Source organism: Pedobacter superstes (genome assembly GCF_037622515.1).
In the GTDB taxonomy this organism is placed as follows: Bacteria; Bacteroidota; Bacteroidia; order Sphingobacteriales; family Sphingobacteriaceae; genus Paradesertivirga; species Paradesertivirga superstes.
This window is the reverse complement of record NZ_JBBJCN010000001.1, coordinates 918,996-935,524: the sequence shown is the minus strand read 5'-3', so window position 1 is coordinate 935,524 and position 16,529 is coordinate 918,996. Positions and strand designations below refer to the sequence as shown.

At 38.4% G+C, this 16,529-nt stretch carries 15 protein-coding genes; 12 read left to right on the top strand and 3 right to left on the bottom strand.

The window, feature by feature from the left end:
* The 4 genes from WG906_RS04060 to namA all read left to right on the top strand — a co-directional run bounded on the left by WG906_RS04060 (window position 1) and on the right by namA (window position 5,676).
* Window positions 1-2,487, top strand: a complete 2,487-nt coding sequence (locus WG906_RS04060) for a TonB-dependent receptor (protein WP_339991242.1) — start codon at window positions 1-3, stop codon at window positions 2,485-2,487.
* Between the two features lie 78 nt (window positions 2,488-2,565).
* Complete coding sequence (locus WG906_RS04055) at window positions 2,566-3,492, top strand: cobalamin-binding protein (protein WP_339991241.1); 927 nt, start codon at window positions 2,566-2,568, stop codon at window positions 3,490-3,492.
* A 16-nt stretch (window positions 3,493-3,508) separates the two neighbouring features.
* The gene (locus WG906_RS04050; protein WP_339991240.1) at window positions 3,509-4,414 is read left to right on the top strand and encodes a TraB/GumN family protein; all 906 of its coding nucleotides are present in this window, start codon (window positions 3,509-3,511) and stop codon (window positions 4,412-4,414) included.
* 200 nt (window positions 4,415-4,614) lie between these two features.
* Entirely contained in the window at window positions 4,615-5,676 is a 1,062-nt protein-coding gene (namA, locus tag WG906_RS04045; protein WP_339991239.1) for an NADPH dehydrogenase NamA, read from the top strand.
* Between the two features lie 78 nt (window positions 5,677-5,754).
* Here the strand turns inward: namA and WG906_RS04040 are convergent, their stop codons facing one another.
* On the bottom strand, window positions 5,755-6,570 hold the full coding sequence (locus WG906_RS04040) for a murein L,D-transpeptidase catalytic domain family protein (protein WP_339991238.1): 816 nt from the start codon (window positions 6,568-6,570) through the stop codon (window positions 5,755-5,757).
* A 249-nt stretch (window positions 6,571-6,819) separates the two neighbouring features.
* The gene (locus tag WG906_RS04035) at window positions 6,820-8,298 is read right to left on the bottom strand and encodes a glycine--tRNA ligase (protein ID WP_339991237.1); all 1,479 of its coding nucleotides are present in this window, start codon (window positions 8,296-8,298) and stop codon (window positions 6,820-6,822) included.
* Between the two features lie 160 nt (window positions 8,299-8,458).
* On the opposite strand from WG906_RS04035, the gene WG906_RS04030 reads away from it, so the two are divergent.
* The 6 genes from WG906_RS04030 (at window position 8,459) to WG906_RS04005 (ending at window position 14,340) form a co-directional block, all read left to right on the top strand.
* Window positions 8,459-9,187 (top strand): ATP-binding cassette domain-containing protein, encoded by a 729-nt coding sequence (locus WG906_RS04030; RefSeq protein ID WP_339991516.1) that lies wholly within the window; start codon window positions 8,459-8,461, stop codon window positions 9,185-9,187.
* Window positions 9,188-9,259: 72 nt separating this feature from the next.
* Window positions 9,260-9,784 (top strand): outer membrane beta-barrel protein, encoded by a 525-nt coding sequence (locus WG906_RS04025; protein ID WP_339991236.1) that lies wholly within the window; start codon window positions 9,260-9,262, stop codon window positions 9,782-9,784.
* Between the two features lie 95 nt (window positions 9,785-9,879).
* Complete coding sequence (gldF, locus tag WG906_RS04020) at window positions 9,880-10,608, top strand: gliding motility-associated ABC transporter permease subunit GldF (protein WP_339991515.1); 729 nt, start codon at window positions 9,880-9,882, stop codon at window positions 10,606-10,608.
* Window positions 10,602-12,290, top strand: coding sequence for a gliding motility-associated ABC transporter substrate-binding protein GldG (gene gldG, locus WG906_RS04015; RefSeq protein WP_339991235.1), 1,689 nt, complete (start codon window positions 10,602-10,604; stop codon window positions 12,288-12,290). Before gldF ends, gldG begins: the two co-directional genes overlap by 7 nt.
* A 161-nt stretch (window positions 12,291-12,451) precedes the next feature.
* Complete coding sequence (gene dnaN / locus WG906_RS04010) at window positions 12,452-13,576, top strand: DNA polymerase III subunit beta (RefSeq protein ID WP_339991234.1); 1,125 nt, start codon at window positions 12,452-12,454, stop codon at window positions 13,574-13,576.
* A gap of 110 nt (window positions 13,577-13,686) precedes the next feature.
* Window positions 13,687-14,340, top strand: coding sequence for a DedA family protein (locus tag WG906_RS04005; RefSeq protein WP_339991233.1), 654 nt, complete (start codon window positions 13,687-13,689; stop codon window positions 14,338-14,340).
* On the opposite strand, the gene WG906_RS04000 is transcribed toward WG906_RS04005, so the two are convergent.
* Window positions 14,337-15,182: a zinc dependent phospholipase C family protein gene (locus WG906_RS04000; protein WP_489737892.1), complete on the bottom strand. Its 846-nt coding sequence runs from the start codon at window positions 15,180-15,182 to the stop codon at window positions 14,337-14,339. The genes WG906_RS04005 and WG906_RS04000 overlap by 4 nt on opposite strands.
* Before the next feature lie 256 nt (window positions 15,183-15,438).
* On the opposite strand from WG906_RS04000, the gene rpsT reads away from it, so the two are divergent.
* Together rpsT and radC are read left to right on the top strand one after the other, a co-directional pair.
* The gene (gene rpsT, locus WG906_RS03995; RefSeq protein WP_339991231.1) at window positions 15,439-15,693 is read left to right on the top strand and encodes a 30S ribosomal protein S20; all 255 of its coding nucleotides are present in this window, start codon (window positions 15,439-15,441) and stop codon (window positions 15,691-15,693) included.
* Between the two features lie 81 nt (window positions 15,694-15,774).
* Entirely contained in the window at window positions 15,775-16,473 is a 699-nt protein-coding gene (gene radC / locus WG906_RS03990; RefSeq protein WP_339991230.1) for a RadC family protein, read from the top strand.
* The last annotated feature ends 56 nt before the right edge of the window (window positions 16,474-16,529 follow it).

The window sequence follows — 16,529 nt, the reverse complement described above, 5'->3', positions numbered from 1 at the left end:
ATGAAATCTCTATCTCTCTTAATAATAAGTTTTTTCTTGGCAAATTCGATGATGGCCCAAATGCCTGTTGCTGGAACACCAGCTATAACAGGAAGGATTTCGGGGACGATAATTGATTCTGTCACCCAAAAGCCTTTAGATTATGTGTCGGTAAGCTTGAGCAGGGCTAGTTCTGCGAAAAGTACAAATGGCGCGCTAACTGATTCCAAAGGAGTTTTTAAAATTGATAATGTATCTGCGGGAAGCTATAAGCTCTCTTTAAGTTTCATGGGATATCAAACAAAAATTATAAATTCTGTGATTACCACTCCCGGAAAACCGGATTTAAACCTGGGCCGGATCGTATTATCCGCATCTGCCACTGCTTTAAAAGAAGTGCAGGTTACTGGTCAGGCCGCACTAATTGAAAATCGTGTGGATAAAGTAGTTTACAACGCGGAAAAGGATGCAACTGTATCCGGGGGAAATGCGGGGGATGTTCTCCGGAAAGTTCCTATGGTTTCGGTAGATCAGGATGGCAACGTATCTCTTCGGGGCAGTCAGAATATAAAAGTATTAATAAACGGTAAACCTTCAGGAGCGATGGCCAGTAATGTGGGAGATGCTATGAAAATGCTTCCTGCCGATCAGATTAAAAGCGTTGAAGTTATTACCAGTCCATCAGCTAAATATGATGCCGAAGGATCAGGTGGAATCATAAATATAATTACGAAGAGAAAGGAAATGTCGGGAGTTAGCGGTTCATTAAGTGGCGGGGTTGGAACTCGTCAGAACAATGGAAACGCGAACCTTAATGTGAATAAAAATAGATTAAGCCTTACAGGGAATTTTGGCGGAAATTTAACATGGCCGCAAGAAAGTTTAACCAGTATAGAGCGTGAGGATTTGGTTTCTTCCAGTTCTCAGCAAGGTACAAGTGAAGCAATGCGCTATGGCTTTACAACTTCGGGTAATGTTAGTTATGATATTAATAGCTCCAACAGCATTTCTTCTGGTATCAGGTTCAATCAGGGAGGTTTTAAAACAGACGGAAGCTCGGTAAATACCAGTACTTCCGGAACGGGCACACTCATAAACACGATCTTAAACGATAATAAGAATCAGTTTACCGGTTTTGACTGGAGTGGAGATTACAACCATAAATACAAAAAGGCGGGACATGAAATAAGCATTGCCGGTCAATGGACACGGATGCAGGCAGAATCTGACTTTGAAAATTATTACAGCAGTGAAATCACAAAAGATCAGATTGGGAATAATGATGGGATTAATAATGAATATACAGCACAAGCTGATTATTCACTACCCATAAATGAAAAAGTTAAACTGGAACTTGGAGCTAAATCCATTTTCAGAAGAATAAATAGTGAATCCGTTTTTAATAAAAGAAATAGCACTGGTGATTTTGTTAACAATACCGATCTCTCTAATATCTATGGTTATGAGCAGGATGTTTATTCAGGGTATTCTGTGCTGACTCTTCAATTAAAAAAGGGATGGGGTTTACAGGCAGGTGGCCGTATGGAATCTACTTTGATCAGAGGAGATGTTGACAATACAATACAAGGCTTAAAGCCCTTCTCTGCTAATTACGATAATTTTATTCCAAGTTTTTCAGTATCTAAAACTATAAAAACGAATTCGTTAAGATTGAGTTACAGCAAACGAATTCAACGTCCAAGTTTGCAGTATTTAAATCCGTTCAGAAATATAAGCAATGATATATTCCATTCGGTCGGAAACCCGGAATTGGAGCCAGAGATTTCTCAGAGTGTTGAATTTAATTTTTCCACCTATATAAAGTCATCAGTAATTAACGCTTCCCTGTATTTCAGACATACAGAAGATGTGATAGAGAATTTTCTAACAGCAGAAGATTATACTTATCCTAACGGAGAAACCAAGAGGGTGTCCTTGTCCACATTCCAAAATATTGGGCAGAATAATTCTATAGGCGGTTCGGTTTTTAGCCAGGTTACCCTTGTTAAGGGAGTAACTATGCGAGGGAATTTAAATATTTATACCTATAGTCCAAATGTAAGTATTTCGTATACTTCGGCTGCTTCCAATGGCGATAAGACATATTTAATGTACAATGCATTTTTAGGGGGCTCTGTAACCCTGGCTAAAGGATTTTTAGCAGAAACTTTTGCTATCGTTAATGCTCCCCGTCGTACATCCCAGGGCCGTAATCCATCATTTAATATGTGGCAGTTTTCTTTGAATAAAGAGGTTCTTAAAAAGAAAGGAAAAATCGGAATCAATGTTGTTGATCCTTTTAATGAGCGCAAAAATTTTAAAAGCAGTTTTGTTGGTGGAAACGGCTTAACTCAAAATAGTAATTTCTCAATTCCATTCAGGTCTGTGGGAGTAAATTTCAGCTGGCAGTTTGGTAAAATGAATTTTACTCCGCAACAACCAAAGAAGAAACGCGGTGTAAACAACGACGATCTTAAACAAGATGGTGGAAATACTCAGGGTATGTAGTGTTATTTAACTGAATAAAAAATGCTATTTGTCATTTGGCTCCCAGCATTTTTTATTTTGTATTGTACCTTTGCACAAATGCCCGAAAAAAAAATCATATCACTTCTACCTGCTGCTACTGAAATAGTTTGCGCATTGGGATTAAAAGATCAATTAGTTGGCCGTTCTCACGAATGTGATTCACCTGAAAGTATTGTCGAATTACCGGTATGCTCTTCTGCAAAATTCATTTCCGGTTCTTCAAGTTTAGAAATTGATAAACAGGTAAAGGAGATTTTAACCGATGCTCTGTCTATTTATACTATTGATAAGGAAAAAATAAAGGAACTGGGTCCAACTGTAATTATTACTCAATCGCAATGCGAGGTTTGTGCCGTATCATTAAAAGATGTTGAGGAAACTTTGGATGAAATGCTGGAAAACAAGGTAGAATTGATTTCCTTGAATCCCCAGGCTCTTTCTGATATTTTCGGGGAGATACTTTTGCTCGCAGAAAAACTTGGTGTAGCAGAGGCGGGACGAGCTTTGGTGGAGGACTTACAGGAACGCTGTGATCTTGTACATCATAAATTAAAGTTTGTTGAACAAAGGCCTTCGGTAGTATGTATTGAATGGCTTTCCCCTTTAATGGCCGCTGGTAACTGGACGCCTGAATTAATCCAGATAGCAGGAGGGCTTTCGCTGTTAGCCGAAAATGGAAAGCATTCAGGATATATTGAGTTTTCAGCTATTCAGGCTGCTGATCCGGATATTATTGTGATTGCTCCATGTGGTTTTTCGCTTGAGCGAACATTACAGGAAATTAATTTATTATTCGACCTGCCTGGCTGGAAAGAATTATCTGCGGTAAAAAGCAATAAAGTTTTTGTTGCAGATGGTAATCATTACTTTAATCGCTCAAGTCAAAAAGTGGTGGATACTATAGAATTACTGGCCGAGATTATCCACCCCAAGCAATTTGTTTTCGGGTATGAAGGTAAAGGCTGGTTAAGGTTTTCTACTTAACTTAAGCATTCTGCCTATGAAAAGATCGTTAAAATACCGTACTCTGTGCTCAATACTTCTATTTTTAAGTCATGGTGTATTGGCACAACACCAGTTAAAGCCCAACACGAATCCAGGGCTGCTTTGGGAGATAAGTGGGAAGGGTATGAAAGCACCCTCGTATTTATTTGGAACGTATCATCTTGTAGGGAAAAGCTTTTTAGATACTCTGCCAGTTGTAATCGATCAGCTCAGGAAAGTTAAAACCGTTGTGGGTGAGCTGATAATGGAGGATGAAATGAGCATGGCTAAAAAGCTTATACCTCTCATGGTTCTTAAAAAAGGCAGTCTTGAGAATATTCTAAGCACAAAGGAATATGCAGAAACCGATTCTTTTTTAAGACTTAAAACAGGCATGAACCTGAACGTGCTAAACGGTTTGAAGCCTTCTGCAGTTCAAATTACATTGATTGCCTTCCTTATTCCTAAAGATATAAGTCCGCAAAACCCCGCGCTCGATATGTTTTTTCAAACAGAAGCTAAGAAATTGAGTATTCCGGTTTTAGGATTGGAAACGCTGGAGGAACAGGGAGCTGTTATATTTGATGACTCCATCCGGCGACAAAAAGAATTGCTGCTTAAGACCGTACGCGAAAGCGATAGGATGATTGAGGAAAGCAAGGCTTTGTTTGAAAGCTATAAACGTCAGGATCTTAAAGCAATAGAGTCGGCATTTCTTAAAAATGACGATTATACCCCCGAAGAAATGAATGCATTACTCGCAAAGCGTAATAAGCGCTGGATTGCAGAAATACCCGCGCTGATGACAAAGGGGCCGGTGTTTTTTGCTGTGGGCGCAGGTCATCTTGTTGGAAATGACGGCTTGATTACTTTATTGAAAAATCTGGGCTATACTCTTACACCCAAGGCTTTGAAATATTAAGTCAGTTCATATAAATTGCCAGCATTCGTGAAATTTAATTTTGACAGCCTGATAAAAAAATCGCTTCAGAAACTGCAAACCTTTTATCTCTCCAGAATGTCAACTTTCATACCAGTGAATTTTGACTAAATTAGAAAATGGCAAAAGCTCAACCCTCACACAACACCATGGGTTCATTTTTGTCTAAATAATTAAATACTATGATCTCACTTTTTAATTCTTTAAAGATTCAAAAAATAGAGTTTAAGAACAGAATAGGAGTGTCCCCTATGTGTCAATATTCTAGTATTGATGGCTTTTCGAACGATTGGCATTTAGTTCATTTAGGGAGCCGGGCCGTAGGTGGGGCAGCACTTGTAATGGTCGAAGCGACAGCGGTATCACCGGAAGGCAGAATCACCCATGCCGATATGGGCCTCTGGAATGATGAACACATTGGCGGTTTAAATCGGATCGCGAATTTTATTCATGCTCAGGGCAGTATTGCAGGGATACAGCTTGCTCATGCAGGACGTAAAGCAAGTGCTATAGAACCATGGAAAGGAGGCGCAGGACTTTCAATAGAAGACGGAGGCTGGCATTCCCTGGCGCCTTCTGCGCTAGCTTACTCCGATAAATATAGCGTTCCATCAGAAATGTCTTTAGAAGACATACAAAAAGCTATTGCAGATTTTCGTGCAGCAGCCTTTCGTGCAAAACTTGCTGGATTTAAGGTTCTCGAAATTCATGCCGCTCATGGCTATCTGATACATGAGTTTTTATCGCCGTTATCTAATCTCCGAAAAGATGGGTATGGTTGTTCTTTTGATAATCGTATCAGGTTTTTGCAGGATATTGTTACCGCAATCAGAGAGGTTTGGCCTTCTGATTATCCTCTTTTTGCCAGAATTTCTGCTACCGATTGGACGCAGGGAGGGTGGAATATAGATGATTCAATTCGGCTTGCTTCCATCTTATCTCTTGCCGGAGTGGATTTAATTGACTGTTCTAGTGGTGGGAATGTTGCAAACGCTAAAGTTCCTGTAGGGCCAGGCTATCAGGTGCCATTCGCTGAGGTTATAAAAAGGGAGTCCAAAATACTTACCTCTGCTGTTGGAATTATTACGAATGCTTTGCAAGCCCAAGAAATTATTTCATCCGGTAAAGCCGATATGGTTTTCCTTGCCAGAGAAATGTTGAGAGATCCTTACTTTCCTTTACATGCTGCCAGACAACTAGGAGTTGATGTAAACTGGCCCCTGCAATACCAAAGGGCAAAATAAAGCGCAGACCTTCAGAGATTTATTCCATAAAAAAAGGTGGCCAAATTGACCACCTTTTTTTATGGAATTATTTCTTTCTTACAATGTTGCTAATGCCTGATTTGCTGACATGAAGCTGTTAACAGCTAATTCAGTGTTTATAAAATCAGATTTAACAGGGGCACTGTAGATAAATAGGGCTGTATTTCCTTTTATTGTTTTAATGATATCATTGGTAAGTTCAACCGGAAGTGCCGGACATCCATGACTTCTTCCTAAATAACCGTTTTGATCAACAAAACGCTGACTTACGTAATCTGCTCCATGAACCACAATTGCACGCGCAAGAGCATTGGTATTTAATCCTTTATCTAATCCTTTTAAACGTAGTGACAATCCGTGTTTGCCAAAGTAAGTATCGTCGGTTACATAGAACCCTAAACTGCTTTGATAAGACTCTTCAGTATTAGAAAACTGGCTGGCCATTAAGCCACCGCTTCCTCTTCCATGTGCTACAAGCGTATGGAATAATAATTTATTACTTGCTAAATCAACTATCCACAAGCGTTTTTGAGTACTTGGTTTGCTAAAATCAACTATAGAAAGAATTTGCTTTTGCGCTGATAATTTAGAGTTGCTTTTCAAATTATAATAACCGGTAATTGCTTTTTTATACACTTCAAAATCCAGTGAGGCGTTTTTTAAACCTGCTGAATCATAAATCTTTGTAATGTGGTCATTAAATAAAGTTTCTGCAGATACAGTTTCAGAAACTACGGTAGAAAGTCCGTTTGTTTGTTCTTGTGGAACAGATGTGTTTGAAATTACTTCTTTTTCTTTTAAACCCCAGCCAAGTGCAGGCACACTTAATGTTAATAGAACGAAAGCTGCCCCGCGAAAAATCCTTTTCTTCATATTAATTTCCTCAGTGATTTGTTTGTTAGAGTAGAGTATTGTCGATATATAGAGGTTTTAGGTTTTGTAATACAAAGATAAACTAATTGTCCTGATTTTCAAAGTATTAGTATCAGATGAATGTCATTCCTTTTTGCCCTGAATATTTGGCTGATATTAATCGAAGTAAAAACGGAGGAAATGTTGTTTTGTTATTCTGAATGATTAACGTTTTTCAAAATAACAAAACAACATTGATTTGATGCCGATCTACTGAAGTAAATTTTTCCAGCTTACAAGGCCTGCAATTATTCTATCAAGGTCCGCGATAGCTACCCTTTCCTGGGCCATAGTATCGCGGTGCCGAATAGTTACAGTATTATCTTCAAGCGTTTGATGATCGATTGTAATACAGAATGGAGTGCCAATAGCATCCTGGCGGCGGTATCTCTTACCTATAGCATCTTTTTCTTCATAAATAACATTGTGATCCAGCTTTAAACTGTCCATAATTTCTTTCGCTTTTTCAGGCAGTCCATCTTTTTTAGTAAGAGGGAAGATCGCTGCTTTTACAGGAGCCAGGCAAGGGTGAAGTCTCAAAACAACCCTGCTGTCTTTTTTATCACCTTCACTTAAATCCTGTTCTTCGTAAGCATTAATCATGGTCAAAAGAAACATCCTGTCGAGCCCGATAGAGGTTTCTATAACATATGGAATGTAGTTTCCGACAGGTTTACCATCTTCATTTAAATCGTTGTCAAAATATTGAAGTTTCTTTCCTGAAAATTTCTGATGCTGACTTAAGTCGAAATCGGTACGGCTATGAATACCTTCAACTTCCTTAAAGCCGAAAGGGAACTCAAATTCGATATCTACAGCGGCATTAGCGTAGTGAGCAAGTTTTGCATGATCGTGGAAACGATATTTTGCAGAATCTGTACCTAAACCTTTGTGCCATTTTAAGCGAGCCTCTTTCCAATACGCATACCATTCCATTTCTGTGCCGGGACGTACAAAAAATTGCATTTCCATTTGCTCAAATTCACGCATCCGCATGATAAACTGGCGGGCAATTACTTCATTTCTGAAAGCTTTACCTATTTGCGCTATCCCGAAAGGGATCTTCATACGGCCTGTTTTTTGAACGTTCAGGTAGTTGACAAATATTCCCTGAGCAGTTTCCGGACGCAGATAAACCAAATCGGCATCATCTGCTACGGCGCCCATCTGTGTCGAAAACATCAGGTTGAACTGGCGCACATCGGTCCAGTTTTTGGTGCCTGATACAGGACAGGCAATTTCATGATCTATAATTAAATCACGCAAAGCGGATAAATTTTCGGCTTTTAAAGCCTCATCCATCGCGTTTTGAAGTTTTTCTGCTTTTTCTGTTTTGCCGTCTTTTTCATAACGGGCTATTTTATCTTCAAGCAACTGATCTGCACGATAACGCTTCTTTGAATCTTTGTTATCAATCATCGGGTCGCTGAAACCATCAACATGGCCCGAAGCTTTCCATACTGTGGGATGCATGAAAATAGCGGCATCAATACCTACAATGTTTTCGTGCATCTGTACCATTGATTTCCACCAATAGGCTTTAATATTATTTTTAAGCTCTGCTCCATTCTGGCCGTAATCGTATACAGCGCTTAAGCCATCATAGATTTCGCTCGACTGGAATACAAATCCATACTCTTTTGCGTGGGATATAACGTTTTTAAACAGTTCGTCGCTATTTTTACTCATGATGCTGCAAATATAATCTGATTTACGAATTACGATTTATGAATTGTGATTTAATTATAATAAACGTATGCGAAGGTTTATATTTTTAATTTTAACTTTTGTGCTTCGAATCTTTTAGCAGGTATTTTTAATTTTAGCGTTTTAACTTTTTAATTTTTTCATTTTGATACGAGTAGAAGGACTTACAAAAATATACGGACAGCAAAAAGCAATCGATACTATTAGTTTTTCTGCCGAACCGGGTAAAATTCTTGGCTTTCTTGGTCCAAATGGAGCCGGAAAGTCAACCACTATGAAAATTCTGGCTGGCTTTATACCTCAAACATCGGGAAAGGCGGTTGTGGCAGGTTTTGATGTTTCCAGCCAATCTCTTGAGGTGCGGAAGAATTTGGGTTATCTGCCGGAGCATAATCCTCTTTACCTCGATTTGTATGTCAAAGAATCGCTGGAATTTATTGCTGACCTTCATAAGATTGACAATAAGAGAAGCCGAATAAATGAAGTAATCGAACTTACAGGCCTTGGCCCCGAACAACATAAAAAACTTGGTGCCTTATCTAAAGGATACCGTCAGCGGGTTGGAATTGCTCAGGCCATCATTCACGATCCCCGGGTGTTAATTCTGGATGAGCCTACATCAGGGCTTGATCCGAATCAATTAGTGGAAATCAGGCAGCTGCTAAAAACTCTCGGACAATCTAAAACCCTTATTTTATCTACTCATATAATGCAGGAGGTAGAAGCTGTCTGTGACCAGCTTGTTATTATAAATAAGGGTCATATTGTAGCCGACTCCTCGTTGATGGATTTAAAGTTGGAATATGAAAATACTTCTCTCGAAAAGATATTTTTAAACCTGACCTCGCCTGCTGTTTATCCTGATAATTAATAAATTATTTTTTTGTTGCTTTTATTGTAATACTTCGCTTATCTTAGTTTACATAAACCAACATACCATCACATGAAAAAAATCTTATTATTAGCCGTATTTGCAGCAGCTGCATTCACCGCTTCAGCACAAGAAAGCAGAACCAGGTTTAGTATTGGCCTTGAAGCTGGATTACCCGTAGGTGATGCAGGCGACGTTTTTAGTTTTGGAATAGGAGGAACGGCTAAAGCTGAAATCCCGGTCGCTGCTAAAGCATTTGCTACAGTTTCTGCCGGCTACACCAGCCTTTCTTTGGAAAAAGATGTTAAAGACGCATTTGATGCATTGGGAATTGATTCAGACCCTCAGGGTTTTGTGCCATTAAAGGCGGGTCTTAAGTATTTTTTTGGAAAGAATTTTTATGGCGCTGGTGAATTAGGAGCCGCTATTGGTACAAAAAAAGGTTCTGAAACTGCTTTTGCCTGGGCTCCGGGAATTGGGATTTCCTATCCTGTATCTGCAAGAAATGATATCGATGCTGGCCTTCGTTACGAAAGCTGGTCACAAAATGGCGGTTCAATTGACCAGATCGGTTTCCATATTGCTTTAAAATTCTAAGAGAATTAAAAATTTAATCAGGCCTTTGAGAAAACTCAGAGGCCTTTTTTGTTTTAGTGGATATTGTAAGTAATTTCGGCAGCCAGATTCTTTCTATGCTTACATTATTCAGAAAAGAAATTAAAGGATATCTTAATTCATCGGTTGCCTATATTACCATCGGCATATTCCTGTTGGTAATGGGCCTTTTTTTATGGGTCTTCCCCGAATCCAGTATTCTCGAATACGGTTATGCCGGGCTTGACAGTCTCTTTAATACTGCCCCTTATATTTTTATGTTTATGATCCCTGCTCTTACCATGAGGGCCTTGTCTGAAGAACAAAAGGAGGGGACTTTTGAATTGCTGGCGACCCGCCCCTTAACCGACTGGCAAATAGTCTTTGGGAAATACTTTGCCTGTTTGGTAATTGTTCTGTTCGCTTTGTTACCTACTCTTGTTTATTATTATACTGTTTATGAATTGGGCGTTACACGAGGCAATGTTGATACGGGCGCAGTAATCGGCTCCTATTTAGGGTTGTTTTTATTAGGCGGAGTATTTGTTGCATTAGGTGTTTTTGCATCTTCAATAACGAAAAATCAGATTATAGCATTTGCAATTGGTGTTTTTCTTTGCTTTTTCACTTTCAGCGGGTTTGATTCCCTTAGTAAATTATTGTCTTTTCGCTCGGTTGATACTCTGGTTTCTTCTTTTGGGATTAATGAACATTATCAGTCGATAAGCAGGGGAGTGCTGGATACCCGTGATCTGGTATATTTTCTGAGTTTTATTGCAGTGTTTCTTGTATTTACAAAAACAGTAGTTGGGGGAAGAAAATGGTAAGTCGCAGAAAAAAAGATTTAACCTACCTGGGAGTATGTATTGCAGGTCTGTTGCTGTTAAATATAGTTTCTTCATTCTTTTTTGAACGTTTTGATTTTACAACGGAAAAAAGATATACTCTTTCTGAAAACACCAAAGTGATTTTATCCCAAATAAAAGAGCCTTTACAAGTTACAGTTTATCTTGAAGGAGATTTTCCGGCAGGATTTAAAAGATTGAGAAATTCTACCAGCGATTTATTAACTGATTATAAGGCATATTCAGATAACCGGATCAGGTATGATTTTATTAATCCATCTTCTGGCGACCAGGAAACTCAACAGCAAGTTTATCAGGATTTAGTTGAAAAAGGACTTGAGCCAACCAATCTGACCGTTGATACCGAAAGCGGACGCACTCAGAAGATCATATTTCCATCTGCATTAATCACTTATGAGGGGAAACAAATCGCAGTGAATCTGTTTCAAAACAAACAAAATACTTCTCCTGAAGAGGTATTGAATAACTCCATTCAGAATTTAGAATATGCATTTACCAGTGCGATTAAAAAGATTTTAAGCGGCGGAAAACCTCGAATTGGTTTTACCGAAGGCCATGGTGAATTAACAGACTTGCAATTGGCCGACGCTATGAATTCATTGCAGTATGGTTATGAAGCGGGCCGTGTCGACTTGAGTGCTATTACTTTTGAGGGACTGGATAAACTGAAGCTGCTTATTATTCCAAAACCAGATAGGGGATTTACAGAAGCAGAGAAGTATAAAATAGACTATTTCCTTATGCGCGGGGGGAGTGTTTTTTGGGCGGTTGACAATGTAAATGCAGAATTGGACAGTTTGAAAAATGCAGGTTCTCAGCTTGCATTTGCAAAAAAACTCAATCTGGATGATATGCTTTTCAAATATGGCGTCAGGATAAACTACGATCTTATTGCTGACATGAACTGCTCTCAAATACCTCTTAGTGTTGGAAATGTCGGAGGGCAAGCGCAACTACAGCTGGTTCCATGGTTGTTTTACCCGGTTTTTATCCCAACGGTTAAGCATCCATTGGTGAAGAATTTAGATGGCATCAAAAGCGAGTTTGCAAATACTATAGATACTATTGCAATACCGGAAGTTAGAAAAGAGGTTATTTTAAGTTCCTCACCTTTTAACAGACTTTTGCGAATACCCTCAATAATTTCATTGCAAATGGTTGAACAGGAGCCCGATCCTGAATCTTTTAAAAGTGCACCAAAGCCGGTTGGCGTTTTGCTTGAAGGGGTGTTTCCTTCGGTATTTGCTAATCGTCCTATTCCTGAGGGGATAAATGAGCAAGTGACTATTCCTGCCAAAAGTGTTCCTGCTAAAATGATTGTTGTGTCGGATGGAGATATTTTGAAAAATCAGATAAGTAGTAAAGATGGTTCCCCATTTCCATTGGGCTTTGATCGGTACACCGAACAGCAGTTTGGAAACAAAAACTTTTTGTTAAATATTGCCGACTATCTAACCGATGATTCGGGAATTATCGAATTAAGAAATAAAGAAATTAAAATCAGGTTACTTGATAAGGCAAGAATTCGGGCAGAAAGGTTACACTGGCAATTAATTAATATCGTGTTGCCTTTTTTGTTGATTGGAATATTTGCCGTTTTTTATCATTTATATCGAAAAAAAAGGTTTGGTAGAGTAGTTTAGTCTTCTAATTGACTGATAATAATTCTTATTAACATTCGCTGAAGAATGTTAGGATTTTCTTTTCCTGTATGTCCTGCGTTTTTCTATTTTTGATGGGTAATGGTTTCTTTTTTCAGGAACTTTAGATTTGTTTGCTACATAGTTTTAAGATAATATAAGATATGAGATTTATTGTTTCGACGTCAACATTGTTAAAGCAATTGCAGGCGGTAAACGGGGCGTCAAGCAGCAGTACTGTGTTGCCTATTCTGGAGAATTTTTTATTCGAAATAAAGGAGAATGTGTTAACCATATCGGCTACTGATCTGCAGACCAGTATGACGACCTCTTTGCCAGTTGAATCAAAAGAAGAAGGAAAAATTGCAATTCCATCCAAAATTTTAATGGAAACGCTGAAAACCCTGCCCGATCAGCCAATTGCCTTTACCATCGATGATAATACTTTTGCAATTGAAATAAGTGCAGGCGATGGTAAATATAAATTGAGCGGAGAGAATGGTGAAGATTTTCCAAAAATTCCGGTAGTAGAAAATGCATCATCGGTAAATCTGCCGGCTTCAGTTTTAGCAGAAGCTATTAACAAAACCATTTTTGCGGTAAGTAATGATGAGTTACGTCCTGCTATGACAGGTGTTTATTGCCAGTTAACGCCCCAGCATCTGACATTTGTCTCTACCGATGCTCATAAACTGGTTCGCTATCGCCGTATGGATGCAAAAGCGGATTCATCTGCCTCATTCATCCTTCCAAAAAAGGCCTTAACTTTATTAAAATCATCATTGCCTTCAGATGATGTCAACGTGTCGGTTGAATATAATTCTACAAGTGCGTTTTTCCGATTCGGAAATATTAATCTTATTTGCCGCTTAATTGATGAGCGCTATCCGGATTACGAAGCAGTGATCCCGCAAAACAATACCAATAAGCTTACTCTTGATCGTTCCTTGTTCCTGAATTCATTACGCCGTGTTGTGATTTTCGCTAATAAAACAACCCATCAGGTAAGATTGAAAATTACAGGAAGCGAATTGAATATTTCTTCTGAGGATATTGATTTTTCAAATGAAGCACACGAGCGTTTAAGTTGCCAGTACGAAGGCGATGATATGGAAATTGGTTTTAATGCCAAATTTTTAATCGAGATGCTTAACAATCTAAGCGGTGAGGAAGTTACTATAGAAATGAGTACTCCGAACAGGGCTGGTTTGCTTTTTCCTCAAACCAACGATGATAAAGAAGATGTGTTGATGCTTGTTATGCCGGTAATGTTAAATAGCTACGCATAGAATAGAGAAGTCTCCAAAAAAATGAATGAGTCTGGTCAATTTGACCAGACTTTTTTTGTTTACAAAGGATATTAAAAGTAATTTCTATTTTTGCCTTCAAAATAAACAATTTGGAAATTATACACAATCTCATCGATTTCATACTTCATATAGATCAGCATTTAGTTGATATTGTTAGTGAATATCAAACCTGGACCTACCTTATTTTATTTTTAATAATTTTCGCAGAGACAGGTTTGGTTGTTACCCCTTTTTTACCCGGTGATTCTTTGCTCTTTGCAGCAGGTGCAATTATTGCGAAGCCTGAAAGTGATTTAAATATATGGTTCATGTGGGGCTTGCTTTTTCTGGCTGCTATTATTGGCGATATGGTGAATTACATGATTGGTGATTATATTGGTCCCAGGGCTTTTAGCGGAAAGTATAAATTCCTCAAAAAGGAATACCTGGATAAAACTCAAAGCTTTTACATAAAACATGGTGGCAAAACCATTATTTATGCGCGTTTTATTCCTATAATAAGAACTTTTGCGCCTTTTGTGGCAGGTATTGGTACCATGAGTTATTCCAGATTCGCATCTTATAATGTGGTTGGTGGATTTTTATGGGTCACAAGCTTTTTGTTTATTGGTTATTTTTTTGGCGGACTGCCTGTTATTAAGCAGAATTTCACTTATGTGATTATAGGGATTATAATCCTATCCATATTGCCTCCTGTTTTTGAGATACTCAGAGAGAAGTTTAAGAAAGAAAAACTTGCTTAATCATCTGACCGACCCAATATTTGGCCTTTTTTAAAAAATAATTCTTCGTTCTCTGAAGCGGTTTTTTCTAAAGATGTCATTTCGGCTTTCTTCCATAATTTTAACGGGGGCTGACCGGCATCAACCCATGCGGAATACCAAAAGCTTCCAACTGTAAGGATGGAAGATCTCATTTGTCGCTCAACCATCCCGTTTAAGGCCAGGTGGTAGGCTTCTGAATATTCTTCTGAATATTCCTTTATTATCATTCCGTTTCTCTCAGAGAAGCTGTATTTTCTATCGCTTGGGAATTTCCTGGAAAGGCGTGCTTCTATTTTAAGAACCGAATCTTTGTATGAATAGGTGTGTCTCAAAATCTTCCATGATTCTTTTAGTGGATTTTCTATATACCGGGCCTTTCCAACAAAAAAGTCATATTGTTTAGAGTAAAGTTCTGGTAAGCGGCTTTCCCAGAAGCCATGAATCCCAACCTGGTTGGTAAGTTGTCCGTTATAGTTTTCTGTAGTATGGAGAGGAACATGTGCGTCAGAAATATAATGCCCCAGGTCAGCAGAATACTTTAATATTTTCGAGGAGTCCCTGTTTTCAAAAGCTTTTACTAAAGAATAGTAAGTCCGCTGAATTTGCCATGGAATAATACCGTAAGCTTTTAAGGTATCTTCCGAGAATTTATCTGCCGCTTCTTTCCACAATTCAGGGATGCTATCAAAAGGAGCAGAGCCATAATGATCAGCATCAAGATAATGCCGGGCAGCCTCAGCAGTATCCGAATATCTGCGTTTGTCAGGATCAACAGCATGTTCAGTTAAATAATAAATATTGCTTTTGTAGAATTTCACCATCGCTGATGGCAGTGTGAATACGGCAAGTCTGTTGATTTTTTTATGAGCATAGAATCCCCAGGAACTTAAAAAAAACACACTTGTAAGAATGCAGAGAGAGTATAGTAATCTTTTTAACATAGGTTTCTTAGGAAAGTGAAAGATAGGTGATTATGAATATTTTATATAATGAAATATTTTTAGCAATAGTGTTTGATTTTTAAATAGTTCACCTTATATTTGCATTCCTAAAATAAGACGGACAAAAAGCTTACAAATGGCAAATCATAAATCAGCGTTAAAGAGAATCAGAGCGAATGCAGCTAAACGTTTACGTAATCGTTACCAGGCGAAAACTACTCGTACTGCTATAAAAAAATTACGTGGTACAACATCAAGAGAAGAGGCAACTCCACTTTTGTCTAAAGTTATATCAATGCTTGATCGTCTTTCAAAGAAAAATGTTATCCATAAAAATAAGGCAGCTAACAATAAGTCAAAACTGACTAAATTTGTAAACGCTTTAAAATAAAATATTTCTCAATAGTAGAAAGGGGGTGCTGTAAAGTGCCCCCTTTTTTTGTTTTGTTTTAGGGTTTTTATAGTTTTAGATATGGAAACCTACAAAGACAAAATTACAATCAAATCATGGTCTGAAGAAGACCGGCCTCGTGAGAAGCTATTAAGTTTAGGCAGGAGAAGTTTAACCGATGCCGAATTGATAGCTATTTTAATTGGTTCCGGTAATCGCCAGGAAACTGCAGTTGAGCTAAGCAAGCGTATTCTTCACTCTCTTGACAGCGACTTAGATAAGCTGGGGCGCTTGTCAGTAAATGAACTATCAAAATTTAAAGGTATAGGTGAGGCCAAAGCCATTTCTATAATTTCAGCTTTGGAGTTGGGGCGGCGGCGTAGAGAAGGCGAAGTGTCAAAAGTTAATCAGATAAGCTGCAGCAAAGATATCTGTAATTTAATGAGTCGTTATTTTTCGGATTTAAATCACGAGGAATTTTGGATTGTGCTTTTGAACAGAGCCAATAATGTACTTTCTCAACACTTAATTTCAAAGGGAGGCCAGGCTGGAACGATAGCTGATCCTAAAATTATCTTTCAGGCTGCTTTAGAAAACCACGCGGCTTCGATAATTTTATGTCATAATCATCCATCCGGAAACCTAAAGCCTAGTCAGGCAGATTTAAACCTTACCAGGAAACTTAGAGATGCTGGTCAGTTTTTAGATATTGGCGTCCTTGATCATGTGATATTTACCAATTCATCATATTTCAGCTTTGCAGATGAGGGGATATTATAATAAAATCAATAATCCGGGCGATTCGTAAGCCTCCGGGATTATACCTTTAAAGCTTT

What these genes read in the sequence shown, in the direction of transcription:
- WG906_RS04060 (WP_339991242.1), top strand. Translation starts at nt 1, where the DNA reads ATGAAATCTCTATCTCTCTTAATAATAAGTTTTTTCTTGGCAAATTCG.
- WG906_RS04055 (WP_339991241.1), top strand. Translation starts at nt 2,566, where the DNA reads ATGCCCGAAAAAAAAATCATATCACTTCTACCTGCTGCTACTGAAATA.
- WG906_RS04050 (WP_339991240.1), top strand. Translation starts at nt 3,509, where the DNA reads ATGAAAAGATCGTTAAAATACCGTACTCTGTGCTCAATACTTCTATTT.
- namA (WP_339991239.1), top strand. Translation starts at nt 4,615, where the DNA reads ATGATCTCACTTTTTAATTCTTTAAAGATTCAAAAAATAGAGTTTAAG.
- WG906_RS04040 (WP_339991238.1), bottom strand. Translation starts at nt 6,570, where the DNA reads ATGAAGAAAAGGATTTTTCGCGGGGCAGCTTTCGTTCTATTAACATTA.
- WG906_RS04035 (WP_339991237.1), bottom strand. Translation starts at nt 8,298, where the DNA reads ATGAGTAAAAATAGCGACGAACTGTTTAAAAACGTTATATCCCACGCA.
- WG906_RS04025 (WP_339991236.1), top strand. Translation starts at nt 9,260, where the DNA reads ATGAAAAAAATCTTATTATTAGCCGTATTTGCAGCAGCTGCATTCACC.
- gldF (WP_339991515.1), top strand. Translation starts at nt 9,880, where the DNA reads ATGCTTACATTATTCAGAAAAGAAATTAAAGGATATCTTAATTCATCG.
- gldG (WP_339991235.1), top strand. Translation starts at nt 10,602, where the DNA reads ATGGTAAGTCGCAGAAAAAAAGATTTAACCTACCTGGGAGTATGTATT.
- dnaN (WP_339991234.1), top strand. Translation starts at nt 12,452, where the DNA reads ATGAGATTTATTGTTTCGACGTCAACATTGTTAAAGCAATTGCAGGCG.
- WG906_RS04000 (WP_489737892.1), bottom strand. Translation starts at nt 15,182, where the DNA reads ATGGTGAAATTCTACAAAAGCAATATTTATTATTTAACTGAACATGCT.
- rpsT (WP_339991231.1), top strand. Translation starts at nt 15,439, where the DNA reads ATGGCAAATCATAAATCAGCGTTAAAGAGAATCAGAGCGAATGCAGCT.
- radC (WP_339991230.1), top strand. Translation starts at nt 15,775, where the DNA reads ATGGAAACCTACAAAGACAAAATTACAATCAAATCATGGTCTGAAGAA.